Consider the following 25579-nt stretch of genomic DNA (forward strand, 5'->3'; position numbering starts at 1 on the left):
CGCCTCAGTGCACCGCGCGCAGCGGTGTCGCTGCAGCACGCGGCACGGCACGATCAAGATCACGCGACACCAGCTGCTGCACGGCCGCGGACAGATCACCGAGCAGGCCGCGCAGGCTGGCCAGCACGCGGCTGAAATGGTTGTAGACCAGCACCGCGGGAATCGCCGCGACCAGGCCGAGCGCGGTGGCCAGCAAGGCCTCGGCGATGCCCGGCGCGACCACCGCCAGGTTGGTGGTGTTGCTGTGGGCGATGCCGATGAAGCTGTTCATAATGCCCCACACCGTGCCGAACAGACCCACGAACGGCGCCACCGCGCCGATGCTGGCGAGCACGCCGATGCCCCGTCGCTGCAGGCGCGCGGTCTCCAGCTCGATGCGGTCAAGGCGCGACGCGACGCGTTCCTTGATGCCGTCGCGGCTGTCCAGGTCCTGCGACAGACGCAGTTCGGTGCGTGCGGCCTCCAGCATGGCCAGCGCGGTCCCCTGCTGCGCGCTGGCCTCCGCGCTTTCGGCCGGCAGGCTTGGCGCCTGCAGCAACAGCGCGCGCGCCGCACGCAGCTGGCGGGCCTGCCGGGCCAGCTCCCAGCCCTTGGCCAGCAGCACGGTCCAGGTAGCCAGCGATGCCAGCGCAAGCGCGATCATCACGCTCTTCACCACCACGTCGGCGGCCAGGTACATGCCCCAGGGCGTCAGTGCAGGGGCAGCCACGGGGGCCAGGTCAGCAGGCAGCATCGTCTCGGTTTCCATCAGCATCAGGGGTCGCGGCACGGCGGCGGGCCGAGCGCGGATCATTGGCATCGTCCACTTCCACCAGAGGCGTGGGCTCCAGCCGCGGTGCCGGGCGGCTGAGCACGTAGCCGGCGCTGACCGCGAAGAACAGGCCCACGCCCAGCAGCAGGCGCCACGACGGGTGCGCCCCCCAGCAGAACAGCGCGAAGCCCACCGCCATGCCGGCGCTGGCAAAAGCCTTGCCCTTGCGCGAGACCGCACCCTGCTCGCGCCACAGCCGCAGCGACGGGCCATAGCGCGGATGCGCCAGCAGGCGCTGCTCGAACTTCGGTGAGCTGCGCGCGAAGCAGCCCACCGCCAGGATCAGGAAGATGGTGGTCGGCATCACCGGCAGCAGCGCGCCGATCACACCGAGCCCGACCATCACCCAACCCAGCGCGAACCAGAGCCAGCGCATCAGCGCGGTGCCCGCAGGCGGCAGGCGTACATCAGGCGAATTCCACTTCAACGTGGCCATGCACGCTGCGGAACGCGGCATCAGCGGCATCGATCACCTGTTGTTCCTGCTCGGCGCTCAATGGCACCGCGTCCAGTGCGGCGGTGAACTCACGCCAATGGCGGGCGGCGCCATCCGGGTGCGCGGCAAGGTGGCGGGCGCCGAAGTCGCGATCCAGTCCCAGCTTGGCCGCCATCTTGTACAGGATGGTGCCGCCGAGGTTGGAGCCTTCGGCCACGTACAGCCAGCCCAGCGCCGCCGGCAGTGGGAGGTCGGCCGGCAGCGCAGCAATGTCCGCACCCGGCAGGGTCTGTTCCAGGTCCTGCAGGTCGCGTGACACCTGCTTCAGGCGACGGCGCTCGCCGAGGTCCGGCAGCAGTGCGTCCAGCGCAGGATTGGCATACAGCGCGTCGATGCTGCGGTGGAAGCGGTACTGCACGCGCAGGAAGCGGGCGAAGTTGCTGCGGTCGGCGAAGATGTCGCCGGCCATGATGCGCTTGTCGAGCGCGCCGTGACTGTCGCGGGTGGCGGCCTTGAGCCGCAGGCTGCGGCTGTCTTCAGGGGCGATGTGTGCGTTCATGGGGGATGCCAAGGGGGTCGTCGTGCTGTAGACGTTCGCCGCAGGGCTTTCCCCAAGGCCGTGTGCATCGATAATGGACCATCCCTTCTTCCCGCAGGAACCGATGATGATCACCACCGAACCGCGCATGACCAACCTGTTCCTGCAGCTCGGCCTGGACGCCAGCGCCGAGGGCATCGCCCGCTTCATCCGCGAGCACCAGCTGGCCACCGATGTGGAAGTGGTCGAGGCGCCGTACTGGAACGACGCCCAGCGCCAGTTCCTGTCTGAATCGCTGCAGGCCGATGCGGCGTGGAGCACGGTGGTGGATGAGCTGAACGAATCGCTGCACGAAGACGCGGTGAAGGCCGCGACCGGTCTGTAAGCACGCGATGGACAGCGCCGGGCATGGCCCGGCGCTACCCGTTACAGCGCAGGAGCGGTGCGGACCAGGGTCCGCACCCACCGAAGGCGCACTGCGCAGTCGATCAGTACTTCCAGGTCAACGCCAGCCGCGCGGTGCGGCCCGGGGCAGGCATCACGCCCAGGGCAAGCGGGTCCAGGTAGTAGCGGTCGGTCAGGTTGTCCACGCCCGCCTCCACCGACAGCTGGTCGTTGAAGCTCCAGCTGGCGAACAGGTCGACCAGGGTGGTCGGCCGGTACAGCTGCTGGATCGCCGACAGGCCGACGTTCCATTCCTTGTCCAGCTTGCTGATCGGGCCGGCGTTGTGCACCACGCGGGTGCCGAAGGTCAGGCGCTCGTCGAACAGGCGCGAACCCAGGGTCAGGTTGACCATGTAGCGCGGCGGGTTCTGCGTGTTGGTGTAGGAGCCTTCGAAGCCGCCATCGACGCAGTCCGGCGTGCCGGCCAGCTCCGCGTTCTTGCGCTGCTCGCCATAGGCGCGACGCTCGGCGGCAATGTCCGGCGCACAGGTCTTGGCCTTGAAGTAGTAGTGCGCGGACAGATCGGCAAACAGCTTGCCGCTGTCATAGCTGGACTGGAACTCCATGCCCGACACCTTGAACCGGTCGACGTTGCGGATCAGGCCGGCCGACAGTGTGCGGTAATCGCGGGTGATCAGGTCGTCGATGCGGGTATCGAAGTAGGCCAGCTTCAGCGCCAGGCGGTCGCCGGCGGTGAACAGGTCGTAGCGGATGGTGCTGGCACCGATTTCCCAGCTGCGCGCACGCTCCGGCTTCAGTTCACCCACCGGCTTGGCAGCGGTGAACAGGCCCAGCGTGGTCTCGAACAGGCTTGGCAGCTTGGTGCCTTCGGCGTACTTCACGTAGACCATGGTGTCTTCGCTGAAGCGGTAGGCCACGCTGGCAGTCGGCGAGAACGCACTGTCGCGGCGGCGGATCGGCTGCGACCAGCTCCAGCTGACCGGCACTTCCAGGTCCTGCGCCTTGCCCGCGTCGTAGAAGTTCCAGCCACCGATGTCGGCCACCGTGCCCTTCTTGTACGGCGAGGCCAGCAGCGATTCCTGGGTGAAGTTGCCGTTGGCATCCGGATACCAGTTCAGCAGCGCGATGCGCTTGGCCCGCCACGACGGCAGCGCCGGGTTGCCGTTGAGCAGCTCGGTGTAGCGGTACTGGCCCTGCACCTCGTAGGCGTCGGGCGTGGCCAGGCGGTTGCGGTCATGCACATCCACGCGGTTCCAGCGGCCACCGGCCAGCAGCTCCCAATGCTCGTCGGGCTGCCACTTCAGCGACGCCACTGCGCTGTATTCCTTGCGCTCGGCATTGCGCAGGAAGCGGTTGTTGACCAGATCGTCGTGCATGACCGGCCCGGAGCTGCCCGGCGCGATGTCTTCATCGCTGTAGGACAGGCCGTAGTCGAGCGTGAACGCACCCGCCTGCGTATCGAACCTCGAGGTGTTGCTGGCGTCCAGGCCGAAGCGCTTCTGCCGCAGCGGATTGCGGTAGGCATCCTTGTAGCCCGGGTCGCCACTGAAGCTGGGCGCGTCATACCACTCGGTGCGGCGGTCGAAATACCACGGCGTGATGCCGGTCAGGCTGTTGTACATCACGCTGTCGGTATCGGTGTAGGTGGCATTGACGCGCAGGTCGACCAGCTCGCTGTCCGGATTGAAGCGGTAGCGCAGGGTGTAGCTGTCCATGTCGACGTGGCCCGGATCCCACTGCGGGATGCGGTCACGATCAACGCGGATGATCTGCGAGGCCATGATCTCGCCGGCGGTGCCTTCGTAACGGCGGTAGCCCGCCTCAAGCGTCTGCGCGTCGTCGATGCGCCAGGTGCCCTTGAGCAGCGCCGACTTCGAGCGCGAGGAGGTGTTGAACACCTCGGTACGCGGCGGATTCAGCGGTGCCAGCGTGCGCCGGGTCTGCGGGAAGTCATCGTAGCCATGCTTGCCCGAGAAGTAGTTGCCCGTATCGCGGTAGGCGTAGGCGGCGACCAGGTCGAAGCGATCCCAATGGCCGGCGGCGGCGACGTTGAAGAACTGGTTGCCGGTAGCGCTGCGGTCGGTGCGCGGCGCAGCACTGTACGCCGGCAGGTTGTTGGCGCTGGCATTGGCCAGGCCACCACGCACGCGCACGCCGAAATCGCGGCCTTCGCGCAACACGTCACCGATCTTCAGCGTCTCCATCTCGACCACGCCGCCGATGCCGCCAGAGGCGTTGGCCTGCAGGCTGGGGCCCTTGGTGATGGTCAGGCTGGAGATCAGGTCCGGGTCCAGGTAGGTGCGCTGCGACTGGCCTGCATAGCCACGGTAGGTGTCGATGCTGGACTGGCCGCCGTCGATGATCACCGGCACGCGGCCCTGGCCCTGGATGCCGCGGATGTTGACGTCGAAGCCGTTGCCGACGCGCGGATCGCCGGCGGTGACACCGGCCACGCCCTTGACGATGTCGCCGTTGGATGTGCCGCGGAAGCGCTCCAGGTGCGTGCGGTTGAGCGTGGTGGTGGAGCCGACGCTGCGGTAGCTGTCGAGCAGGCGGGCTTCGTCGCTGGTCGCGCCGGCATCGACACGGTCGCCGGCCACGCTCAGCGTGTCGGTGACGATCACGCCATCGCCGGCCTGCGCCGGCGTCGCTGCTTCCAGCGTGACTGCATCGGCGCTGACCCGGCGTACCGCCAGGCCACTGCCCTGCAACAGCCGCTGCAGCGCGTCGTTGGCCGACAGGCTGCCGTTGACCGCACGCGAGGTCACGCCCTGGGCCAGCGTCGCCGGATAGACAACCTGGATGCCGGACTGGCGCATGTAGCTGCGCAGCGCTTCGTCCAGCGGCAGCGCCGGAATGTCGAAGCGCTGCACGGCGGCATGATCGCCGCGGGCGCTCTGCGCCAGCACGGACGGCGCGACGCTGGCCAGGCCTGCGGCCAGCAATGCGATGCACAGGCGGGACGGGCGCAGCACGCGGCCCGGACGATGGGAGTCGAACATGGGGGAACCTGTCAGGTAATCAGTGCCGCGGGCGCGGCGTCATCCGCAACACAGGCGGACACGGCGACGTACGTGGCGGCGGCGGGTACGTTCGCCGAGTAAGACGGATGGAAGCGCGACGACCCCAAGGGAGATTTGCGGAAGATGACGGGTGAAGGCATCCACGCATGGCGTGGATCTACTGGACGATGGCAACACCGAAGGGAAGACGGGTCACCTGCAGGCCGGCCGTTGCAGCCAGCGCATCCAGTGCCTGTTCCGGGCGATCGATGCGCAGCGCTGCACTCACCGCCGGCAGCCGCGAAAGGTCACCGCGCACGAAGGTCGGCCCGGCACGATAACGTCCCACCCAATGCACGGCATCGGCGACGCTGGCCTGCTCCAGCAGCAGTTCGCCCTGGCGCCACGCGCCTACGCTGTCCGCCGCCACGTCTTCCAAGCGGGCCACGCCACTGTGCTCGCCATAGACTGCGCGCTGGCCCACCTGCAGGTAGGTCCAGCCACCGTCGGCCGGGCTGGCCACCCGCACCCTGCCCTGCCCGACCTGGGTTTCCACCTGGCCATCGCCGCGCGCGACGGTGAACGCGGTCGAGATGTCCTCGACCACACCATTGCCCGCACGCACACTGAAACGCCGCTCTGCATCAGGCGTGACGTCGAACCAGGCGCGTCCGCGCAGCAGTTCGACCTGGCGTGCATGCGCGTCGAAGTGCACGGCGATCGCGCTGTCCGCATCCAGCACTGCACGGCTGCCGTCGGGCAGTTGCACGTCCTGCACCACGTGCGTGCTGCGATGATCGGCCTGCAGGCGCAGCCAGGCTTCCGGCCAGGCCACCAGCATCGCCAGTGCGGCCGCGGCAGCCATCGCCCAGCGCAGTCGCCGCGACCGCGGCCGCTGCACCGGCCTGGCCTGCGGACGCGGCCCGATGCTGCGCCACAGCGCGCGCTCGTGTTCGAAGGCCCGGCGGTGCTCCGGCTGGGCCAGCCAGCGTTCGAACTCGTGCATCCGCGCCTCGCCGACGTCGCCCGACGCCAGCCACGCGATCCAGCCCCGGGCCTGTTCGGCCAGGGCATCGTCATTGGCGGCGGGCAGCATGTTCGGCGGGCTCATCGGCTGGCGGACAGGCGCATTCAAGCGCGGGCAGGGGAACTAGACCGCATCCACGGTCCAGTGATCAAGACGTTCCAGCGAAGGGCAACCCCAAGATCGGACGGTCATCGACCGCTGCGCGCCCAGGCCAGGCGTTGCAGCGCAGTGCGCACATGGTTCTCGACGGTGGTGACCGACACGCCGAGGCGGCGCGCGATCTCGGCCTGGGTCAGGCCCTGCAGGCGGTTGAGCCGGAAGATGCTGCGCGTCGGTTCCGGCAGGTGGCCTGCCGCATCCAGCACGCGCTGCAGTTCGTCCTGCGCCATGGCCTGCTCCTCGGTCGAGATCACCTCGTCCGGCCCCCACAGATAGTGGTCCGCCAGCAGGCGGTTGCGGCGGGTCGATTCACGACCGTGGTCGGTGGCCAGGTTGGCGGCCAGCCGGTACAGGTAGGCGCGCGGGTTGTCGATGGCCTGGCTGTCGTCGACCCCACGCGCCTTGAACCACACCGCCTGGATCACGTCCTCGGCGCCGCCGTCGCTCCCCAGGATGCGTTGGACGCGGCGCAGCAGCGCTGACCGCTCGCGGATCAGCAGTTCGGTGAGGGTGGCGGCATTGGAGGACATGCGCGGAGCCGGTACCACGGACAAGAAGGCGTCGCGCATGCTACTCCGTTAATGCGAATCAGTCACGTTTGCATTCCTGGCGACTCTCACAGGCAGTCGGTCAGCCCGTCGTAGACGCTCGTACGGGTTCCAGGCAGCAAGGCATGCAGCGCGTCATGTCCGGATCCGACGCCCCATACCTCCAACAGTTCGTCCAGCCGGGTTCCTGCAGCCAGAGGCACCGCGCAGGCATAGCGGCCGACATCGGCATCGATCTGCCCGGTCTGCCGGACCCAGGTCGAGCTTCCCGAAAAGGTCCAGACGCAACCGGCAACCACGCCGGTGGATTGTTGTACCGAGCAGCGCAGGCGCATCGCCCTGAGGTTGTAGTACTCCCCCTCGCAGAAGGTATCGCCACAGACGTCGTCAAAGCCGCGCACCAGCTGACGCTCGGCTGCGAGGAAACGCGCGTGGCCGGCGCCCGGTGCGGGGTAGTCACGGGCATCCACGTAGAGCGGACCTGCCTGCACGGCCCCCGCCATCAACAGCGCGCAGGCCAGCCAACGTGCCTTGAACCCGCCCATCAGCCGTCCCTCCGCGCATTCCGTATGCAGTGGGGAAGCTCGTCGAACAGGCCGTGATCGAGCCCTGGCAGGGAGGCCGCCAGGCCACCCGGTGCGTCCAGCGCGGCATGGAAAGCCTCAACCGGCACCCCCGGATGCAACTCCACCGGACAGACCCAGCGGCCATTGTCGACGCGAATCTCGCCACTGTCGGCCTGTACCGCCAGCTCACTGGCGGCAATGACCCAGGCACATCGCTGCACGGTGCCGCGATGGGCCAGTACGGCACAACGAAACTCCAGTACCTGGTAATTGCTGTACTGCCCTTCACACCAGGTATCGGCGCAGCGCGCGTCGAACTCCCTCGTCAGCGCCGCCTCCAGGCCATAGGCGCGCTCCCAGTTGGCCTCCGGTCGCGGATAGTCGATCAGATCGACGTGCAGGCCTCGGGCAGGCGCCGGCAGGGACATCAGCAGCAGCACGACGGCGGTGAATCGGGCATGCCAGGACATGGGCAGCACTCCTCGGAGATGGGGGTCCAGCCTGCGCCGCCCGCGCCGGGTTCCCCATCAGCCAAACCCCGGGCGGTCCGTAGGGACGCCCCGCGCGGTGCCGTGGGCTGCCCTCCCCTGCACAGCGCCCGGCAAAGGCATAAAATGGTCAGCTATCCGTCTACACCCCCCACCTGGAGCACACCATGGGTCTGGAACTCGTCTCGCCCGGCAAGAACCCGCCGGAAGAAATCAACGTCATCATCGAGATCCCGAAGGACTCGGAGCCGGTGAAGTACGAAGTGGACAAGGAAACCGGCGCGATCTTCGTCGACCGCATCCTGTCCACCCCGATGCGCTACCCGTGCAACTACGGCTACGTGCCGAGCACCCTGTGTGGCGATGGCGACCCGGCCGACGTGCTGGTGGTGCTGCCGCTGCCGCTGGTGCCGGGCTCGGTGGTGCGCTGCCGTCCGGTCGGCGTGCTGAAGATGAGCGACGAGGCAGGCAGCGACGAGAAGATCCTGGCCGTGCCGGTCTCGAAGATCTTCAGCGGCTACGCCCACGTTGAAGACATCGCCCAGGTGTCCAGCCACTGGCTGGAGCGCATCGGCCACTTCTTCGAGCACTACAAGGACCTGGAAAAGGGCAAGTGGGTCAAGCTCGACGGCTGGGGCGGCGCCGCCGAGGCCAAGCAGATCCTGATCGAGGCGCACCAGCGCCACCTCGACAGCAAGGCCTGAGCCTGAACCGGATCGCTCCGGCATGCCCTGCCGGAGCGATGCGGGTCACGTTTCACGACGACGGCACATCACTCTTGCTGCCGTATTAGGTAAATTGCGTCACTTCACACGTCGTCGACATCCATCGTCGAGACAGCCAGGGGAATGTGTCGTGCGTATTCTGCTTGTTGGGGATGCAGCCAGCCTGCCGGCCGAGCTGACCGAATTCATTGCCGATCTTGGGGAAGACTGGCAACCATTGACCGCCTCCGATGGCCAGGCTGCGATGACCGCGGTCGCCACGCAGGGCGTGGACGCGGTGATCGTCTGCCCGCAGCTGCCGGACCTCAATGCCACCACGCTGCTGGGCCAGATCCGGACCCTGCGCCCGGAAACCATCCGCATCGCGCTGGTGGATGCCCTGCATGGCAACCGTCCGCCGCCGGCACGCCTGATCGGTGTCGCCCATCGCTTCCTGCCGTTGCCGTTGGCGCCGGAAGTGCTGCTGGAAGCGCTGACCAGCCTGGAAGAGCTGCGCGAGGTGCTGGACAGCCCACGCCTGCGCGATGCCATCGGCCGCATCGAGAAGCTGCCATCGCCGCCGCACCTGTACCTGAGCCTGACCCAGGCGCTGGAGCACGACGACGATGCCGACAGCGCTGACGTCGCCAAGCTGGTCGCCGCCGATCCGGCCATCGCCGCCAAGGTGCTGCAGTTGTCGAACTCGGCGTTCTTCAGCCAGGGCCGCACCATCTCCGACCTGCGCACCGCGGTGACCCGGCTGGGCCTGGCCACGCTGCGCGACCTGGTGCTGGCCAGCGAAGTGTTTTCGGCACCGACGCTGTCGACCGCCGAACGCAATTCGCTGCAGCAGCGCGCCCTGCTTGCCTCGCGGCTGGCCGCACGCCTGCTGCCCGAATCCAGCGCCGAACTGGGCGCGACCGCCGCGCTGCTGGCCGACATCGGCCTGCTGCTGCCCGGTGTGCGCAACGAACGTTCCGAACCGTCGCTGGCGGGAGACACGCGCCCCGGCCACGCCGAGGCGGGCGCCTATCTGCTGGGCCTGTGGGGCCTGCCGATGCCGATCATCGAAGCAGTGGCCTTCCACCTGCAGCCGCAGCGCGCCAATACACGCAGCTTCTGGGTGACCGGTGCGGTGCACGTGGCATTGGCACTGGTCAACGGCGATCCGGTGGACGAGGACTACCTGCAGCGCGCGGGCGTGCTCAACAAGCTGCCGCAATGGCGCGAGCATGCCAATGCGTTGATGGGGCTGGTACCCAGCGACGCCTGAACCCGCCACTGCACCCCAGTGGAACTCAAGGGGCGCGCCTGACGGCGCGCCCTTTCCTGCATCAGCGCGCGCCGCAGGCATCCTGCACGCAGTGACGATACTGCAGATCGCACAGCACCTTCGACTTGCCCGCAGCCAGGCATTCCTGGCGAAGCTCCTCGCAGTACAGCCCGCCCCCACAGACGCCACCGGTCTGGGCGAACACCGCACCCACCAATGTTGCATAGATCAGTGCAGCAGCAGACAGTTTGTGCAACAGCGTGCTCTTCATCGCTCTCTCCATGTGCAAGTGTCCGCAAGTGGACCCGTCAACTGTGTTGATTACGACACGGCAGGAACGTGATTTCGCTCACCTTCCAACATGTTTCGGAATTCCCCTACAAATAAAGAGGGCGGGCCTTGCGGCCCGCTCTCCCATTACTGCTGTCGCACTTCGATCGATCAGAAGCGCTGGGTGTACTTCATGTAGTAGAAGCGACCGATATCGAAGCCACCGTAGTAGGAGAAGCTCGAGTTCGGCTGGCTGTACATGACCGGGCCTTCGTGGTTGAACACGTTGTTGGCACCGAGCGAGACAGTGGCCTGCCACGGCAGGTTGTAACGCACCTGCACGTCGTGGAAGGTGTTCGAACCGACCTTTCGGCTCGGCTGGCCCAGGGTATAGGCCGAGGTGAAGTCAGGCAGGTTGCACTCGGTATCGTAGGAGCACGGCTCCTTCATGCCCGAGTAGTAACGCACGCCCCAGTTCACGCCCAGGTTGCCCAGGGTCCAGTCGACATTGAGGTTCGAACGGACGCGGAAGTTGGCACCCCAATCGCCGGTCGCCCAGCTGGTGTGCTGCTCGACCGGGGTTTCGGCCTCGTTGTCACGCTTGTACTCGAGGTAATCGACGTAGGTGGTCTTCCAGTCGATGACGAACTTGCCGAAGGAGAACTCCGGCAGGCGGTACTTGACGCCCAGGTCGTAACCTGCGGTTTCCTGGTAACCACCGTTGATCAGGGTACGGGTGACGTCGACCACCTGGTTGACGGTGCGGCCGTCGGTGCCGCGTTCGAAACGCTCACACGCCGACGCCACGCCCAGCACGTAGCACTGGTTGAGGATCGAGGTCACCGACTCGGCGGCGATCACGTTGTTGATGCGGATCTTCCACCAGTCCAGGCTGACGTCCAGGCCCTGCACGAAGTTCGGGCTGTACACCAGGCCTGCGGTCCAGGTCTTGGAGGTTTCCGGCTTCAGTTCCGGGTTGGAGCCCGACTCGAAGGCGCTGTAGGACTGGGTGCCCGGGCCGGTCGACTGCGCACCGCCGGAGGTGATCTGGCGGAAGTTGGCCGGAACGCCGCCCGCCTGGCAGGCTGCGGCAACCGACGGGTTGCGCGCGGCCGAGCCGAAGCTGCTGTCGCACGGATCGGTGTAGGCGTCGAAGGTCTGCGACGTGCCACCGTACATGTTGGAGATGCTCGGGGCGCGGAAGCCGGTCGAGTAGGTCGCACGCACCAGCAGGTCGTCGATCGGCTTCCACTTCAGGCCGAACTTGCTGTTGATGGTGTCACCGAAGGTGTTGTAGTCCGAGTAGCGGCCGGCCATGTCGAGCGACAGCTCCTTGGCGAACGGCATGTCGGCCAGCACCGGCACGTTCAGTTCGACGTAGAACTCGTCGAGCTTGTAGCTGCCCTTGGTCGGCTTGCCGGCCAGGTCGGTGCTCAGGCCCGACTGCAGCAGCGCATCCGGGTTGTACTCGCCGCTTTCTTCGCGGTGCTCGTAACCGGCCGCGATGGCCAGCTCACCGGCCGGCAGCGAGAACAGCGAGCCACCGATGTTGGCGCTGTAGGCCTTGGTGGTGTTGGTGTAGGTATCGTGGCTCGGCAGGTACAGGTAGGCCTGCAGGGCCGGATCGGCCAGCGAGCCGTTGCCGGTCGAGCCGTACGGTGCCAGCGGGTTCCACGGGGTGCAGCCCGCGATGACGTGGCCCGGGGTGCCGCAACGGGCAACGTCGCCGTCCATGAAGGACGGGCCGACCGCATTCTGCACGTTCGGGATGAACAGGTTGCCGGTGCCGGTCTTCACGCCCTTGTTCTGGTTGTAGACGTAACCCACGTCCCAGTCCCAGAACTTGTCGCCGAACTCGAACGAACCTTCCAGGCCGGCCGAGAAGCGGAAGGTCTCCTGCTCGGATTCGGTCTGACGCGGCACTTCGGAGGTACGACGGATGAATTCCGCGTCCTTGCCCAGCGGGTTGTAGATGCTGTCGGCCGACAGCGGGGTGCCGTAGACCTCGGACTGGTACGGGTAGCCGGCGATCTGCTGGGTGGCCGTACGCTTGGTGTACAGCACGTTCGCGGTGGCGCGGATGTTGTCGGTCAGGTCGTAGTTGCCATTGGCGAACACCGAACGACGGGTCAGCTTGTTCTGCAGCCACATTTCCTGGCTGGCATTGGTGTAGTCAGCCGTGCCGAACTCGCGGAAATCGGCCATGGTGTTGCCCGAGCCGTTGTTGCCACGGGTGTACCAGACGTCGTCGTTCGCGTCCTTCGGGGTGCCCATGTCATCAATCAGCACGCCGTGGTTGGACGCCGGCGACCAGCCGTTGGCATCCGAATCGGTCGGGTTCGGGTGGAAGCGACCGTTCGGGTAGCGGCTGAAGGAACGATCCTTCGCCCAGACCGGATCTTCCTTGCTGTACTCGGCACCGAAGGTGATCGAGCCGCGCTCACCGGTCTGGCCGTAGACGAAGTTGTAGACCTGCTTCTCGCCGTCGCCCTGGCCGTACTGGCCGCCGTAGACGCTGGCTTCCAGGCCGTCGAAGTTCTTGCGGGTGATGATGTTGATCACGCCGGCGATGGCGTCGGAGCCGTAGATCGCCGAGGCGCCGTCGGTCAGCACTTCAATGCGCTCGACCACCGAGGTCGGGATGGCAGCCAGGTCGGTGTAGCCGCCGGTGCTGACGCCCATGCGCTTGCCGTCCAGCAGCACCAGGGTGCGCTCCGGGCCCAGGCCGCGCAGGTCGACGTACTGGCCGCCCACTTCTTCGCCCGAGGTCAGGGCGTCGGCACGGCTGATGGCCGGCGAACCGGTCGCCGACAGGTTCTGCACGATATCGCCGACGCTGGTGAAGCCCTGCTTCTCGATGTCGGCGCGCTGCAGCGCGATCACGGGCTGCGCGGTTTCCATGCTCGCCTGGCGGATGCGCGAGCCGGTGACCGAAATGCGGTCCAGGTCGGTCGTGGCCTTCGCTTCCTGGGCGGAAGCAAAGGCCGGCGCCAGCGCCAGCGCGATGCCGGCGGGCAGCAGGCCGAGCCGCACTGCGGGATTACAAACGTTCATCTATCTCTCCAAGGTACGTGTTAGCAGCGTGTTAAAACACCCCAGCACGTTACGATTGCGTTGCGACGCTGTATTTGCGCGACCCAACCAGAGACTTTGCAGAATGTGGCGGCAGAACCCCGCCGTTCTCGCGGAAGCGCGAAGCGGATTGGCCATAGCGGGCGCGGAAGGCGCGGGCGAAGCTGCAGCAGTTGTCGAATCCGCTGGCTGCGGCAACCTCACCCACCATCATGTCGGTGTCACGCAGCAGATCGGCGGCCCGTTCCAGGCGCAACCGTGCCGAAAGCGACTGAGGACTCTCTTCGTAGAGGCTCTGGAAGGTCTTGGAGAGATACCAGCTGGAGAAGTTGGTCAGCTCGGCCAACTCACCGATCCGCACCACGCGATGGCTGTTGCCCTCCAGGTACAGCCTTGCGCGCTGCATGCGCCCGAACACCTGCCGCTTGCGGCTGCGCGAGCGCCCCGGGCAGCGCTGCACGTTCTCGGCCAGGCCCCGCTGCAGGCTTGCCAGATGCAGCAGCAGCGGCCTCAGTGCATGGGCCGGCTGGCCACTGGCCAGCGCATCGCGCCACAGCCGCAGGCCCACCCGGGCGTCGCTGCGGTTCAGGCGGCCACGACCGGCATACAGGCCACAGTCGGCCATCTCGGTCAGCACCCGCAGCGCTTCGATGTTCAGGTTCAGGCCCACGCACAACCCGTTGCGGCCCGCCTGCACCAGCGGCCGGGACTCCTTCTCGAATGCGATCCACTCGCCCTGGCGCAGCCGGAAGCGACCTTCCTTGGCTTCGACCCAGGAACTGCCGCGCACCTGCATCCACACCGTGAAGCTGCTTCCCGCCGTCTGCAGGCTGCCCAGCCGGGCGACGCCCAGGCAGGTCGGCGTACCTTCATCGAGGGACTTGTCGAGAGAGACGGTTTGGCCGCGATCGGCCAGCGAGAGTTGACGCATGGGGGCACCACGGATTTGCCTAGTACAGGCCTCCGTTTTGCCCAATCGGGCGGCAGCGCGTCAGGAAAGTCTGCCGAGATCGCCACGAATTCGCGGCGAGAACGGCACGAAAAAATTACGAAGAAAAATTCTTCTTGAAAATCAAAAGCCTGGAGAACGCTGGAAACAGCGTCGGCGCCGGCGGAGGCAGCTGCATGACGCCGATGTCGGCACCATCGCTCACGGCCAGGGCCACGTACAGATCACGACCATCGGCGCTGGCACTGATCCCGTTGCCCGCGCTGAGCCGTTGTGCATCCAGGCAACGCTCCGGGGCCTCGACACCGGCCTCGATGCGGACCAGGGTCGTGCCACACCGGGTAGAGGTTCCCAGGTAGCCGACAGCGCCACTGCCGGCGACCGTCCAGGTGCGATAGCGCCAGCGGCTCGGCCGGTCCTCGCTGATCTGGCGCACGCTGGCCGACGACAGCGCCGGATCGACCGACCACAGCCCGCCAGCCGCCAGGCGCGTGAACAGCACCCGCCCGCTGCCACGATCGAAACGGGCCTGCGATACCCCCTCGATGCTGGCCAGCCGGCGCCAGGGCTGGGTACTGCGATCGAACAGGCTCAACCGGGTGCGCTGGTCCGCATCGCGTTCAACCACCAGCAGCTGGTCCTCGGTTGCACCGTACAGGGCCTGCAGCGGCTGTTCCGCCGGCACCGGCAGCGCCTGCAGGCGCTCATCACGCGGTGAGATCTCGTAGATCACCGTGCGCCCGTGTTCATCGCGCCCCACCACCAGCAGGTGGCGGCTGTCGGCGGCCCAGTCCGGCGCCTGCCGCCCCTCTGGCCGCAGGCCCTCGATCGGCCGCAACGAGTCCGGCCGCTGCATGTCGGCCCACCACAGGGCGAAACTGCCCGAACGATCAGAGGTGAAGACCAGCTGCCGGCCGTCAGGCGCCGCCATCGGCTGGCCATCGCGGCCACTGGAAGCGAACAGGCGCTGCGCGCTGCCTCCATCGGTCGGCACCTTGAACACACCGAACTGCGCACGCCGGTGAACGAACGCCAGCACCCCGCCATGCCGCGACACCGCGGGCCACTGCGCATCGTCCAGGCCGGCATCACGCAGCGTGCGGCGTTCAACGTCGAGGTAGTACAGGCGCACTTCGCTGTCGACACGCCGCCCGAACACGATGGTGCGGCCATCATCGACCCACGCCCAGCCCCGCTGCTCGGCCGCTTCATTGGTCAGCTGCTCCGGGACGCCGCCACTGGCCGGCATCCGCCACAGGTCGCCCATCTGCGGATTGCGCACGAACACCAGCCACTTGCCGTCCGGCGAGTAGCGCGGCGCATAGTCGAAGTCGTCCGCATCGACGCTGTAGTCCAGGGCATTCCACTGACCACTGGCCAGGTCCAGCACCCGGATGCCGCGATGCGCATACCGCCCGACCATGCTGCCGAACACCAGCCCACGGCCGTCAGGGGTCCAGTCGAAGCTGAGCAGTTCGGTGCCGTCACAGCGCGTTGCCTGGCGCAGCGCGCCGCCCGTAGCGCTGGCAATCAGCACCTGGCAGCCGCCTTCGGCGCTGAACCGTGCAAAGGCGATCTCGCGGCCATCCGGCGACCAGCTGGGAAAACGATCGCTGGCGCCCACCGGGGGAGCGAGCAACTGGCGCGCGGGCGCATTGCCCGAGGTCTGCACCTTGATCGCTCCGCCGCCCCTGCCATCCTCGTTGGCGCCTTCATAGGCAACCTGGGAACCATCGGGGGAGAGTGTTGGATAGGTCTCGAAGCCACTGGTGGCGGTAATCAGCCGGTAGGGCCGCTGCGGGCTGCCGATCACGCGGACACCGTTCTCGACAGCCGCATCCACCGGCGAACTCGCCACCGGGGCCCGGCGCAGCAGCAGCATCGTCAGCACGATCACCGCCGCCAGCATCAACAGGCCTGCCACCAGCAGCACCTTGCGCCGGACCTGGCGCCAGGTCCGGCGCAGGCCCGGTGCCGGCACCGCGATGCCGACGGGAACCACGCCTGCGGCGCCTGCCAGCGCCAGCGGCGGATCGGCGATCTCACCGATCTCCATCGCAGGCTCGGGCGCTTCCAGCACCTGGACCGGAACCAGCAGCCGGTAGCCGCTCTTGGCGATGGTCTCGATATAGGCCTGGCCGTTGTCGTCGTCGTTGGCAAATGCCTTGCGCAGCTGCGTGACCGCCTGGGTCAACACGTCGTTGGTCGGCAGCGTGTCAGGCCACACTTCGGCAAACAGCTCCTCGCGGGTGACCACCCGGCCGGGCTGGCGCAGCAGCACGCGCAGCACACCCAGCGCCTTCGGTGTCAGCCGGCGTGGACGACGCGCACCCGCAACTTCGACCTCTCGCGAGGACAAAGTGACGACGCATTCGCCAACCTGGATGCGGTCGGCCTCGGGCGGCTGTGTTTCGCTGCTGTTCATTTTCCGATATACAGTAGGGACGGGCCTGGGCAGGTTTCACCAGCGATACCGTCCCCATGCAGGGACAACAAAAAGCCAGATTCCGCACAAAGCATCGGCGCATACCGCAAAAACAATTACGCGTACCGATATTAGCCTAAGCCGGTTACCCCGCCTATGACGGGGTCGACACTCAGGCTCTCTCTCGCCGACGCATTCACATAATCTGCATCACCATTCGCGCCCCTGTGGGCGCGAAATTTTTATCTGGCGTTCATTTTCACATGCGCCGGAGCATCGTCAGTCCGACCAGTCGTGAAACCACCAGCGCGACATACATGACGCCCGCGAACTGTTCGAGCATGACCAGTGCCCGCGCCTGCGGATGCAGCGGCACCACATCGCTCAATCCGACCCCGGACAACAAGCTGAAGCTCAGATAAAGCAATTCCATCCAGCTGCGCTGCGGCCCCCCGCCCGTGCCCTGGAAACTGCCCGGGTACCACTGCTGGCAGACCGCGAACGCAAACGCGAACGCCCAGGCCAGCAGCGTGAAAGTCGCGCCGGCCGCAAACAGCTCATCACGGGTGACTTTATGGTCCTGCAGCATGTAGGCGATCAGCGCACCGGCCGTGTAGAAGTACAGCAGGCTCTCCAGCAGCTGCGCCGTGGTCAGCAGCGCGCTGCGGTCCAGCAGGGCGCCGGCCAGCGAGAACACCACCGAGGGGATCGCCAGCAGCAGCGCCAGCCAGGTGCCCAGCGGACTGCGCTGCACCACCCACAGGGCAAGGCCAAGCACCGCCATCCCGAACATGCCCAGCGCCGCGCGGCCGGCGGCGGTGTCATCCAGCGCGGGATACAGCAGCACCGCCAGCAGTTGTGCACCCAGCAGCCAGGCCGAGGGATGGCGGCGGGCAATGGCCAGCCAGCGGGTGGTCATGGCAACAGGCATGGCGTCCTTTCCCCGGGGCGATGGGCGGAGGATAGCCGGACGCGGCGTGATGAGCGGTCGTGCCGGCTGCTGGCCGGCACGCCCCTTCGCGCATCACCCCTGGTGGTACACCTCGGCACCGGCGGCGCGGAATTGCTCCGACTTCTCCTTCATGCCGGCCTCGGCGTAGTCGCGCACGTCCTGGGTGATCTTCATCGAGCAGAAGTGCGGACCGCACATCGAACAGAAGTGGGCCAGCTTGTGCGCGTCCTTCGGCAGGGTCTCATCATGGAACTCCTTGGCCTTCTCCGGATCCAGGCCAAGGTGGAACTGGTCCTCCCAGCGGAATTCGAAGCGCGCCTTGCTCAGCGCGTTGTCGCGCACCTGCGCACCCGGGTGGCCCTTGGCGAGGTCGGCCGCATGCGCGGCGATGCGGTAGGCCATGATGCCGTCGCGCACGTCCTGGCGGTTGGGCAGGCCCAGGTGCTCCTTCGGCGTCACGTAGCAGAGCATGGCGGTACCGAACCAGCCGATCATCGCCGCGCCGATCGCACTGGTGATGTGGTCGTAGCCGGGTGCGATGTCGGTGGTCAGCGGGCCCAGCGTGTAGAACGGCGCTTCGCCGCACTCGCGCAGCTGCTTGTCCATGTTCTCCTTGATCAGCTGCATCGGCACGTGGCCGGGGCCTTCGATCATGGTCTGCACGTCGTGCTTCCAGGCAATCTTCGTCAGCTCGCCCAGCGTTTCCAGTTCGCCGAACTGCGCCGCGTCGTTGGCATCGGCGATGCAGCCCGGGCGCAGGCCGTCGCCCAGCGAGAAGGTCACGTCGTAGGCCTTCATGATCTCGCAGATTTCTTCGAAATGCGTGTAGAGGAAGTTCTCCCTGTGATGTGCCAGGCACCACTTGGCCATGATCGAACCGCCACGGCTGACGATGCCGGTCACCCGCTTGGCGGTGAGCGGCACATAGCGCAGCAGCACGCCGGCATGGATGGTGAAGTAGTCCACGCCCTGTTCGGCCTGCTCGATCAGCGTGTCGCGGAAGATCTCCCAGGTCAGCGCCTCGGCGCGGCCGTCGACCTTTTCAAGCGCCTGGTAGATCGGCACGGTACCGATCGCCACCGGCGAGTTGCGGATGATCCATTCGCGGGTTTCGTGGATGTGCTTGCCGGTGGACAGGTCCATCACCGTGTCGCCGCCCCAGCGGATCGCCCACACCAGCTTCTCCACCTCCTCGGCGATGCCGGAGGACACCGCGCTGTTGCCGATGTTGGCATTGATCTTGGTAAGGAAGTTGCGGCCGATGATCATCGGCTCGCTTTCCGGATGGTTGATGTTGTTGGGCAGCACCGCACGGCCGCGGGCGATCTCGTCGCGCACGAATTCCGGCGTGATGATCTTCTGGATCGACGCACCGAACGCCTCGCCGGGGTGTTGCTGCAGCAGGCCTGCATCGCGGATCGCATCCAGCCGCTGGTTCTCGCGGATGGCGACGAATTCCATTTCCGGCGTGATGATGCCGCGGCGTGCGTAATGCATCTGGGTGACGTTGGCGCCGGCACGTGCACGGCGCGGCAGGGTGCGTGCGGGGAAGCGCACCGCATCGAGCTTCGGGTCATGCTCGCGATCGCGACCGAAGGAAGAACTCAGGCCTTCGAGCTGCTCGGTGTCGCCACGCTCTTCCACCCAGCCGCGACGCAGCGCTGGCAAGCCAGCGGACAGATCGATGCGCACTTCCGGATCGGTATACGGGCCCGACGTGTCGTAGACCGTGACCGGTGCATTCTCTTCGCCACCGAACAGCGTCGGCGTGCGGGTCAGCGCGATCTCGCGCATCGGCACCTGCAGGTCCGGGCGCGAGCCGGGCACGTGGATCTTGCGCGAGCCGGGAATGGGCCGGGTCACGGATTCGGAGAGTTGCTGGGCCTGTTGCTGCAGGGCAGAGAGCTGTGCGTTCATCGGGCATCGTCCAGGAAGGTCAGGGACGAAGCGGCGGCGCACTGCCGCCACGCGCGGACGGTCCCTGGGCGGAGTCCGGGCATGGCAACATTGCAAAGCTTCCCTACGCCGGTATGAGCCGGATCAGGTTCCAAGGGACTGTCTCAACCGTGGCCGTTTGGCCGCGGTACCCCCGCTTCTTGCTGCGCATTAGAGCATAGAAAGCACTGCAGCTCATGACCGTTGCAGCCGCGCATCGCGTGGATTCGTTGTTTCTGTACTAACAGAGCCGTGACATCGCGTTCAGTAACGTGCACGTCCGTCGCATTCCAGCGACCGATGCTTCCTTCGCCGCCGACGCGGCCCCTGCCCGGCTCGCGCTGCACGCCGCCGGCCCCTCGCTGCAAGCTCTGCTCGCTCCCCTCAATCCCTTGATCGGAGAAGCTCCTTCATGGTGTTTCGCATTTCCATCGCACTGGTGCTCGTCCTGGTGCTGCTGGCTGGCTTCGCGCCCGGCCCGTTCAATACCGTCGTCCAGTCGGTACTCGCCGATGTCATCCGCAGTGTCGGTTGGCTCTATCTTCTGGTCGTGTTCCTGGCGCTGACCTTCCTGATGTACCTGGCCTTCGGTCGTTTCGGCAACCTGCGCATCGGCGGTGAAGATGCCGAACCGGAGTTCTCGCGCGCCAGCTGGATGTCGATGCTGTTCGCCGCAGGCATGGGCATCGGCCTGGTGTTCTGGGGCGCCGCCGAGCCGATTTCCCACTTCACCAAGCCACCGGAAGGCCTGGCCCCGCAGAGCATGGACGCGGCGCGGGCTTCGATGCGCTATGCGTTCTTCCATTGGGGCCTGCACCCCTGGGCAATTTACTCGCTGATCGGCCTGGCGATGGCCTGGTTCCAGTTCAACCGCAACGGCCGTGGCCTGGTCAGCGACATGCTGCAGCCGATCATCGGCCGCCACCATCGCGGCTGGATCGGGCGCGTAGTCAACATTGCAGCGGTCGTTGCCACTGCGATTGGCGTGGCCACCACGCTGGGCTTCGGCACCATCCAGATCGCTGCCGGCATGGAGCGCGTGTTCGGCCTGCACGCGGGCGTGCCCCTGCAGCTGACCATCATCGCCATCGCGTTCGTGCTGTACATGGCGTCCACCGCCAGTGGCGTGGAGCGCGGAGTGAAGTGGCTGTCCAACTTCAACCTTGCGCTGGCCGCGCTGCTGGCCGCCACCGTACTGGTGCTGGGCCCGACCGGATTCATCTTCGATACGTTCACCACCACCCTGGGCTCGTACCTCAACCAGCTGGTGACGATGAGTCTGCGCATGTCGCCGTTCTCGGGCAGCACCTGGGTGGCGGACTGGACCATCTTCTACTGGGCGTGGTGGATTTCCTGGGCTCCGTTCGTCGGCTCGTTCATCGCGCGCATCTCGCGCGGACGCAGTGTCCGCGAGTTCGTCATCGGCGTGGTTCTGGCACCGACCGTGCTGGGCTTCTTCTGGTTCGCGGTGTTTGGCGGCACCGCGCTGTGGGCGCAGATCTTCGGCCATGCCGATCTGGTGCAGGCACTGGGCAACGGCTATGAAACGGTGCTGTTCACCCTGTTTGACAGCATGCCGCTGCCCTTGCTGCTTTCCTGCATCGCGCTGGTGCTGCTGATGATCTTCTTCGTGACATCGGCCGATTCGGCGGTGCTGGTGCTGGCCAGCATGTCCACCGATGAAGCGGGCGATCCGCCGTTGAAGCGCAAGCTGGCCTGGGGCATCGCGGTGGCATTGATCGCAGCGGCACTGCTGCTGGCGGGCGGCCTGGATGCGCTGCAGGGCATGATCACGATCGCGGCATTGCCATTTGCGCTACTGATGGTGCTTGTGATGGTGTCGCTGTACCGGGTGCTGGACCAGGAGTACACGCGCGAGCGGCGGCAGGCACAGCGCCAGCGGCACATGATCGATGCGTGGATAGCGCGCGAGATGGCAGCGCAGGAAGAGACCCAGGCGGAGGCCGCACGCGCGCAGGATTCGGATTGAGGGTGTTTTGCAGCCTGCGGCTGCACCGCTTTTTTCAAGCAACGGCAACAGCAACTTCAACAGCGGCTCTGGATTGCTGCTGGTTTGGCGGGTCGGTGTGGGCTGGCAGGACACGCCGTAAACCCCCAGACCGGCCCAGCCGCTGGCGGCTGTGCGTTCGGGCGCTTGCGAAGCAGTGCTTCGCAAGCAAAGCGCCCTCACCCCTGGGGGCTCGATGGCGCCATCCATGGCGCCAACGGTCCTGCCAGCCCACACCGCCCCACCTCCGACAGTTTCCGTGTAACGGTGGGTTTTCCACGCCATGCGTGGATGAGGTGTATCGGAAAACAAGAAGGGGTCGGATCCGTTTTCCTGTGGAAAACGGATCCGACCCCAACTCACAGCGCGCGGCTGTCGCCGTTGCCTTTGCTCTTGCTCTTCTTCTCTCTCTTCCTGCGGTGATGGCCACGGAAACTGTCAGGGGCCGGGCGGGTGGGCTGGGCGGGGGTGTCCGCGGCATGGATGCCGCGGCCAAGCCTCCAGGGACGGATTCACGGCGTCCCCCGACCAGCCCACCCGCCCGGCCAAGCCCCGTATCACTGCCATCACCGCAGAGGGGGCTGCGCCCGTTGGCCGGGAAACCTCAGTACCCCGCCGCCTGCCCATCCTTGCGGCTCTCCGACGCACCGTAGTAAACCCCGGTGTCCGGATCACGCATGATCGCCTGGTACCCGCCATACGGGCCGTCGGCGAATACGATGCGATGCCCCTTGCGCATCAGCGCACGCACCGTCTCGTACGGGAATCCGGTCTCCAGGTTCACTTCGCCGCCATCGGTCATCGCCGTGGCCTGCCCGGTCGGTTCGGTCGAGCCCTCGTGCTGGATGCGCGGCGCATCACCGGCTTCCTGCAGGTTCATGCCGAAGTCCACCAGGTTCATCACGATCTGCGCGTGGCCCTGCGGCTGCATCGCGCCGCCCATGACGCCGAAGCTGGCATACGGCTTGCCGCCCTTGGTGATGAAGGCCGGGATGATGGTCTGGAACGGCCGCTTGCCCGGCGCGTAGCCGTTGGGATGGTTCTTCTGCAGCACGAACATCTCGCCGCGATCCTGCAGGATGAAGCCCAGCCCCGGCGGCGCCATGCCGCTGCCCATGCCGCGGTAGTTGGACTGGATCAGCGACACCATCATGCCGTCGGCGTCGGCCACGGTCATGTAGATGGTGTCGCCCTCTTCCAGCTGTTTCGGTGTGCCCGGCTGCACTTCCTTCAACGCCTTGTCCATCGAGATCAGCGCGCGGCGCTGCGCGGCGTACTCCTTGGAAATCAGCTTCTGCACCGGCGCCGGCTGGAACGCCATGTCGGCGTAGAAACGCGCACGGTCGGCGAAGGCCAGCTTCTTCGCTTCCACGAACAGGTGCACGTGTTCCGGCGAGCCGAACGGAATCTTCGAGAAATCGTAGCCTTCCAGCACGTTGAGGATCTGCAGGGCGGCGATGCCCTGGCTGTTCGGCGGCAGTTCCCACACGTCGTAGCCGCGGTAGTTGCTGCTGACCGGCTCGACCCACTCACCGTGGTGGTCGGCCATGTCCTGGTAGCTCAGGTAACCACCATTGGCCTTGAAGTAATCGCCGATGGTGCGGGCGATATCACCCTTGTAGAAGGCGTCGCGCCCGCCATCGGCGATCTTCTGCAGGGTGCTGGCCAGGTTCGGGTTCTTCCACATCTCGCCCTTGCGCGGGGCGTGGCCGTTGATCGTGAACTGCTCCTTGAAGCCCGGGTACTGCGACAGCTTGGGCACCGAGCGATCCCAGTAGTAGGCGATCACTTCGGCCACCGGATGGCCCTCGCGGGCGTAGCGGATGGCCGGGGCCAGGTTGTCGGCCATCGGCGTGCGGCCGAAGCGCTCGTGCAGCGCGAACCAGCCGTCCACCGCGCCCGGTACCGACACCGGCAGCGGGCCAGTGGCCGGGATGTCCTTCAGGCCACGGCGCTGGAACTCGGCCAGGGTCAGCGACTTCGGCGAGCGGCCCGAACCGTTGTAGCCATACAGCTTCTGCGTCTTCGGGTCCCAGACGATGGCGAACAGGTCGCCGCCGATGCCGTTGCCGGTGGGCTCCATCAGGCCGAGTGCAGCGTTGGCGGCGATTGCCGCGTCCACCGCCGAACCGCCCTTCTTCATCACGTCCAGCGCGATCTGGGTGGCCAGCGGCTGCGAGGTCGCCGCCATGGCGTGGGGCGCGATCACCTCCGAACGGGTGGCGAAGGTGTGGCCGGTGATGCGGTCGGCGGCGTAAGACAGTGCGGGCACGGTGGCCAGCACGGCGGCGGCCAGCAGGGTACGGGCAAGACGTCGGGACACGGTCAGGTTCCGATGGAAGGGTGGTCCCCGATCTTCGCCGCTGCGGCCTTCACGCGGTATCGGGCAGAGGTCATGGGCGAAGGCCTTTGCTGGGTGCGGACCTTGGTCCGCCCCCACCAAGGCGAATACAAGCCGGAATCCGCGCAAAAACTGCCCTGAAAAGAGTGAATTCGGGTTCACCGAAACACTTTCAGCGGCAACCATCCTTGCGCCACAAGCGATTGCGCTGGATGCAGCGGAAACCGAAAAAAATTCTGTCGCGAGGGTTGACATCGCCAAAACGGCTGTGTTTCTCTCGATCACATGTTGCATCACAACACGCCACCGCGAACCCACATCGAAGCCGCCGACACCGGCGCCGCATCGCTGCGTTCGATTCTTGTGCTCGTACTTATTACCCAACCCACAGGTGCGGGACGAGCCAGCGTGTAAGCAACAAACACACCGGAACTCATCAAAAACCCGCACCCGCCCCGGTGCGGGTTTTTTCATTTCAGGACCTGGTTTCAGACGCAACCACCATGAACAACGCCACCTTCAAAACCAGGACCCACACCACCACGACGCCTCGTCGTAGCTGTGCCTGTGCGATGCGTGGCACCTCCTCCACCGCTTTCCCCTGACCGGCCGGCACGTCACCTCGACGACCGGCCGTTCTTTTTTCTTCCCACCGCAAGGAACCTCCCCCATGAGCACCAACGACCTGCCCCAGACCAAGATCGCCGTCATCGGCTACGGCAGCCAGGGCCGCGCCCACGCACTGAACCTGCGCGAATCCGGCTTCGACGTGGTGGTAGGCCTGCGTCCGGGCGGCCCGACCGAGGTCAAGGCGCAGGCCGACGGCTTCACCGTGAAAGCACCGGCCGAAGCGGTGAAGGACGCCGACCTGGTCGCCGTGCTGACCCCGGACATGGTGCAGAAGAAGCTCTACGACGACGTGCTGGCGCCGAACATGAAGCAGGGCGCGGTGCTGTTGTTCGCGCACGGCCTGAACGTGCACTTCGACATGATCAAGCCGCGCGAGGACCTGGACGTGGTGCTGGTCGCGCCGAAGGGCCCAGGCGCGCTGGTGCGCCGCGAGTATGAAATCGGCCGCGGCGTGCCGTGCATCTGGGCGGTCTACCAGGACAAGAGCGGCAAGGCCGCCGACTACGCCCTGGCCTATGCCGGTGGCCTGGGCGGCGCCCGCGCCAACCTGATCCAGACCACCTTCAAGGAAGAAACCGAGACCGATCTGTTCGGCGAACAGGCGGTGCTGTGCGGCGGCGCCTCGGCGCTGGTGCAGGCCGGTTTCGAGACCCTGGTCGAAGCCGGCTACCAGCCGGAGATCGCCTACTACGAAGTGCTGCACGAACTGAAGCTGATCGTCGACCTGTTCTACGAAGGCGGCATCTCGCGCATGCTGGAATTCATTTCCGAGACCGCGCAGTACGGCGACTACGTCAGCGGCCCGCGCGTGATCGACGCCGGCACCAAGGCGCGCATGAAGGAAGTGCTGAAGGACATCCAGGACGGCACCTTCACCAAGAACTGGGTGGCCGAGTACGAAGCGGGCCTGCCGAACTACAACAAGTTCAAGCAGGCCGACCTGGAGCACCCGATCGAAAAGGTGGGCAAGGAACTGCGCGCCAAGATGGTCTGGTTGCAAGGACAGGCCGCGTAACCGCGCGGCCCTCCCCCACCCGCTT

At 66.4% G+C, this 25579-nt stretch carries 20 protein-coding genes and 1 riboswitch; of the genes, 5 read left to right on the plus strand and 15 right to left on the minus strand.

Annotated elements, in window-relative coordinates; translation table 11 throughout:
* Positions 1-4 precede the first annotated feature (4 nt).
* The 3 genes from exbB to K5L94_RS18260 are packed head-to-tail and all read right to left on the minus strand — an operon-like array spanning position 5 to position 1806.
* Positions 5-733: a tonB-system energizer ExbB gene (gene exbB / locus K5L94_RS18250; RefSeq protein WP_053450718.1), complete on the minus strand. Its 729-nt coding sequence runs from the start codon at positions 731-733 to the stop codon at positions 5-7.
* Positions 720-1187: a YbaN family protein gene (locus K5L94_RS18255; RefSeq protein ID WP_053451376.1), complete on the minus strand. Its 468-nt coding sequence runs from the start codon at positions 1185-1187 to the stop codon at positions 720-722. Before K5L94_RS18255 ends, exbB begins: the two co-directional genes overlap by 14 nt.
* A 31-nt stretch (positions 1188-1218) precedes the next feature.
* On the minus strand, positions 1219-1806 hold the full coding sequence (locus K5L94_RS18260) for a biliverdin-producing heme oxygenase (protein WP_008267425.1): 588 nt from the start codon (positions 1804-1806) through the stop codon (positions 1219-1221).
* A gap of 106 nt (positions 1807-1912) precedes the next feature.
* Between K5L94_RS18260 and K5L94_RS18265 the strand changes: the two genes are divergently transcribed.
* Complete coding sequence (locus K5L94_RS18265) at positions 1913-2170, plus strand: DUF2789 domain-containing protein (protein WP_010483993.1); 258 nt, start codon at positions 1913-1915, stop codon at positions 2168-2170.
* A gap of 103 nt (positions 2171-2273) precedes the next feature.
* Here the strand turns inward: K5L94_RS18265 and K5L94_RS18270 are convergent, their stop codons facing one another.
* The 5 genes from K5L94_RS18270 to K5L94_RS18290 form a co-directional block, all read right to left on the minus strand.
* Positions 2274-5192 (minus strand): TonB-dependent receptor, encoded by a 2919-nt coding sequence (locus K5L94_RS18270; RefSeq protein ID WP_274511118.1) that lies wholly within the window; start codon positions 5190-5192, stop codon positions 2274-2276.
* 178 nt (positions 5193-5370) lie between these two features.
* Positions 5371-6303, minus strand: coding sequence for a FecR family protein (locus tag K5L94_RS18275; protein WP_053450720.1), 933 nt, complete (start codon positions 6301-6303; stop codon positions 5371-5373).
* Between the two features lie 104 nt (positions 6304-6407).
* Positions 6408-6908 carry an RNA polymerase sigma factor gene (locus tag K5L94_RS18280; RefSeq protein WP_049456982.1) on the minus strand — a complete coding sequence of 167 codons (501 nt, stop codon included), beginning with the start codon at positions 6906-6908 and terminating at the stop codon, positions 6408-6410.
* 86 nt (positions 6909-6994) lie between these two features.
* Positions 6995-7471: a hypothetical protein gene (locus tag K5L94_RS18285; protein ID WP_053450721.1), complete on the minus strand. Its 477-nt coding sequence runs from the start codon at positions 7469-7471 to the stop codon at positions 6995-6997.
* Positions 7471-7962 carry a hypothetical protein gene (locus tag K5L94_RS18290; protein ID WP_053450722.1) on the minus strand — a complete coding sequence of 164 codons (492 nt, stop codon included), beginning with the start codon at positions 7960-7962 and terminating at the stop codon, positions 7471-7473. The genes K5L94_RS18285 and K5L94_RS18290 overlap by 1 nt, the downstream gene beginning before the upstream one ends.
* A gap of 185 nt (positions 7963-8147) precedes the next feature.
* Here K5L94_RS18290 and ppa point away from each other — a divergent pair, with 185 nt between their 5' ends.
* Positions 8148-8684: an inorganic diphosphatase gene (gene ppa / locus K5L94_RS18295; protein WP_005410935.1), complete on the plus strand. Its 537-nt coding sequence runs from the start codon at positions 8148-8150 to the stop codon at positions 8682-8684.
* A 151-nt stretch (positions 8685-8835) separates the two neighbouring features.
* On the plus strand, positions 8836-9957 hold the full coding sequence (locus tag K5L94_RS18300) for an HDOD domain-containing protein (protein ID WP_053511390.1): 1122 nt from the start codon (positions 8836-8838) through the stop codon (positions 9955-9957).
* Positions 9958-10018: 61 nt separating this feature from the next.
* Here K5L94_RS18300 and K5L94_RS18305 read toward each other — a convergent pair whose 3' ends face one another.
* From K5L94_RS18305 to thiC, 6 genes are all read right to left on the minus strand, one after another.
* The gene (locus tag K5L94_RS18305) at positions 10019-10228 is read right to left on the minus strand and encodes a hypothetical protein (protein WP_010483987.1); all 210 of its coding nucleotides are present in this window, start codon (positions 10226-10228) and stop codon (positions 10019-10021) included.
* Positions 10229-10398: 170 nt separating this feature from the next.
* Positions 10399-13281 carry a TonB-dependent receptor gene (locus K5L94_RS18310; protein WP_053450724.1) on the minus strand — a complete coding sequence of 961 codons (2883 nt, stop codon included), beginning with the start codon at positions 13279-13281 and terminating at the stop codon, positions 10399-10401.
* A 49-nt stretch (positions 13282-13330) separates the two neighbouring features.
* The gene (locus tag K5L94_RS18315) at positions 13331-14230 is read right to left on the minus strand and encodes a helix-turn-helix transcriptional regulator (protein ID WP_180880961.1); all 900 of its coding nucleotides are present in this window, start codon (positions 14228-14230) and stop codon (positions 13331-13333) included.
* Between the two features lie 115 nt (positions 14231-14345).
* Entirely contained in the window at positions 14346-16673 is a 2328-nt protein-coding gene (locus tag K5L94_RS18320; protein WP_274511127.1) for a winged helix-turn-helix domain-containing protein, read from the minus strand.
* 259 nt (positions 16674-16932) lie between these two features.
* Positions 16933-17604 (minus strand): ion channel, encoded by a 672-nt coding sequence (locus K5L94_RS18325; protein WP_050413344.1) that lies wholly within the window; start codon positions 17602-17604, stop codon positions 16933-16935.
* A 93-nt stretch (positions 17605-17697) separates the two neighbouring features.
* On the minus strand, positions 17698-19542 hold the full coding sequence (thiC, locus tag K5L94_RS18330) for a phosphomethylpyrimidine synthase ThiC (RefSeq protein WP_164087630.1): 1845 nt from the start codon (positions 19540-19542) through the stop codon (positions 17698-17700).
* Between the two features lie 82 nt (positions 19543-19624).
* Positions 19625-19726: riboswitch (TPP riboswitch) on the minus strand.
* Positions 19727-19972: 246 nt separating this feature from the next.
* Here thiC and K5L94_RS18335 point away from each other — a divergent pair.
* Positions 19973-21550 carry a BCCT family transporter gene (locus tag K5L94_RS18335; protein WP_274511128.1) on the plus strand — a complete coding sequence of 526 codons (1578 nt, stop codon included), beginning with the start codon at positions 19973-19975 and terminating at the stop codon, positions 21548-21550.
* A 622-nt stretch (positions 21551-22172) separates the two neighbouring features.
* Here the strand turns inward: K5L94_RS18335 and ggt are convergent.
* Positions 22173-23891 (minus strand): gamma-glutamyltransferase, encoded by a 1719-nt coding sequence (gene ggt, locus K5L94_RS18340; protein WP_271261983.1) that lies wholly within the window; start codon positions 23889-23891, stop codon positions 22173-22175.
* Between the two features lie 688 nt (positions 23892-24579).
* On the opposite strand from ggt, the gene ilvC reads away from it, so the two are divergent.
* Positions 24580-25554: a ketol-acid reductoisomerase gene (gene ilvC / locus K5L94_RS18345; RefSeq protein WP_008265163.1), complete on the plus strand. Its 975-nt coding sequence runs from the start codon at positions 24580-24582 to the stop codon at positions 25552-25554.
* The last annotated feature ends 25 nt before the right edge of the window (positions 25555-25579 follow it).

Source organism: Stenotrophomonas forensis, from assembly GCF_028752115.1.
GTDB lineage: Bacteria > Pseudomonadota > Gammaproteobacteria > Xanthomonadales > Xanthomonadaceae > Stenotrophomonas > Stenotrophomonas forensis.

Excerpts from the sequence above, each read along its gene's own strand:
- K5L94_RS18270 (WP_274511118.1), bottom strand. The coding sequence starts at position 5,192 with ATGTTCGACTCCCATCGTCCGGGCCGCGTGCTGCGCCCGTCCCGCCTG.
- ilvC (WP_008265163.1), top strand. The coding sequence starts at position 24,580 with ATGAGCACCAACGACCTGCCCCAGACCAAGATCGCCGTCATCGGCTAC.
- K5L94_RS18310 (WP_053450724.1), bottom strand. The coding sequence starts at position 13,281 with ATGAACGTTTGTAATCCCGCAGTGCGGCTCGGCCTGCTGCCCGCCGGC.
- K5L94_RS18320 (WP_274511127.1), bottom strand. The coding sequence starts at position 16,673 with ATGAACAGCAGCGAAACACAGCCGCCCGAGGCCGACCGCATCCAGGTT.
- exbB (WP_053450718.1), bottom strand. The coding sequence starts at position 733 with ATGCTGCCTGCTGACCTGGCCCCCGTGGCTGCCCCTGCACTGACGCCC.
- K5L94_RS18305 (WP_010483987.1), bottom strand. The coding sequence starts at position 10,228 with ATGAAGAGCACGCTGTTGCACAAACTGTCTGCTGCTGCACTGATCTAT.
- K5L94_RS18260 (WP_008267425.1), bottom strand. The coding sequence starts at position 1,806 with ATGAACGCACACATCGCCCCTGAAGACAGCCGCAGCCTGCGGCTCAAG.
- K5L94_RS18275 (WP_053450720.1), bottom strand. The coding sequence starts at position 6,303 with ATGAGCCCGCCGAACATGCTGCCCGCCGCCAATGACGATGCCCTGGCC.
- K5L94_RS18265 (WP_010483993.1), top strand. The coding sequence starts at position 1,913 with ATGATCACCACCGAACCGCGCATGACCAACCTGTTCCTGCAGCTCGGC.
- K5L94_RS18285 (WP_053450721.1), bottom strand. The coding sequence starts at position 7,471 with ATGGGCGGGTTCAAGGCACGTTGGCTGGCCTGCGCGCTGTTGATGGCG.
- ppa (WP_005410935.1), top strand. The coding sequence starts at position 8,148 with ATGGGTCTGGAACTCGTCTCGCCCGGCAAGAACCCGCCGGAAGAAATC.
- K5L94_RS18255 (WP_053451376.1), bottom strand. The coding sequence starts at position 1,187 with ATGCGCTGGCTCTGGTTCGCGCTGGGTTGGGTGATGGTCGGGCTCGGT.
- K5L94_RS18325 (WP_050413344.1), bottom strand. The coding sequence starts at position 17,604 with ATGCCTGTTGCCATGACCACCCGCTGGCTGGCCATTGCCCGCCGCCAT.
- K5L94_RS18335 (WP_274511128.1), top strand. The coding sequence starts at position 19,973 with ATGGTGTTTCGCATTTCCATCGCACTGGTGCTCGTCCTGGTGCTGCTG.
- K5L94_RS18315 (WP_180880961.1), bottom strand. The coding sequence starts at position 14,230 with ATGCGTCAACTCTCGCTGGCCGATCGCGGCCAAACCGTCTCTCTCGAC.
- K5L94_RS18280 (WP_049456982.1), bottom strand. The coding sequence starts at position 6,908 with ATGTCCTCCAATGCCGCCACCCTCACCGAACTGCTGATCCGCGAGCGG.
- thiC (WP_164087630.1), bottom strand. The coding sequence starts at position 19,542 with ATGAACGCACAGCTCTCTGCCCTGCAGCAACAGGCCCAGCAACTCTCC.
- K5L94_RS18290 (WP_053450722.1), bottom strand. The coding sequence starts at position 7,962 with ATGTCCTGGCATGCCCGATTCACCGCCGTCGTGCTGCTGCTGATGTCC.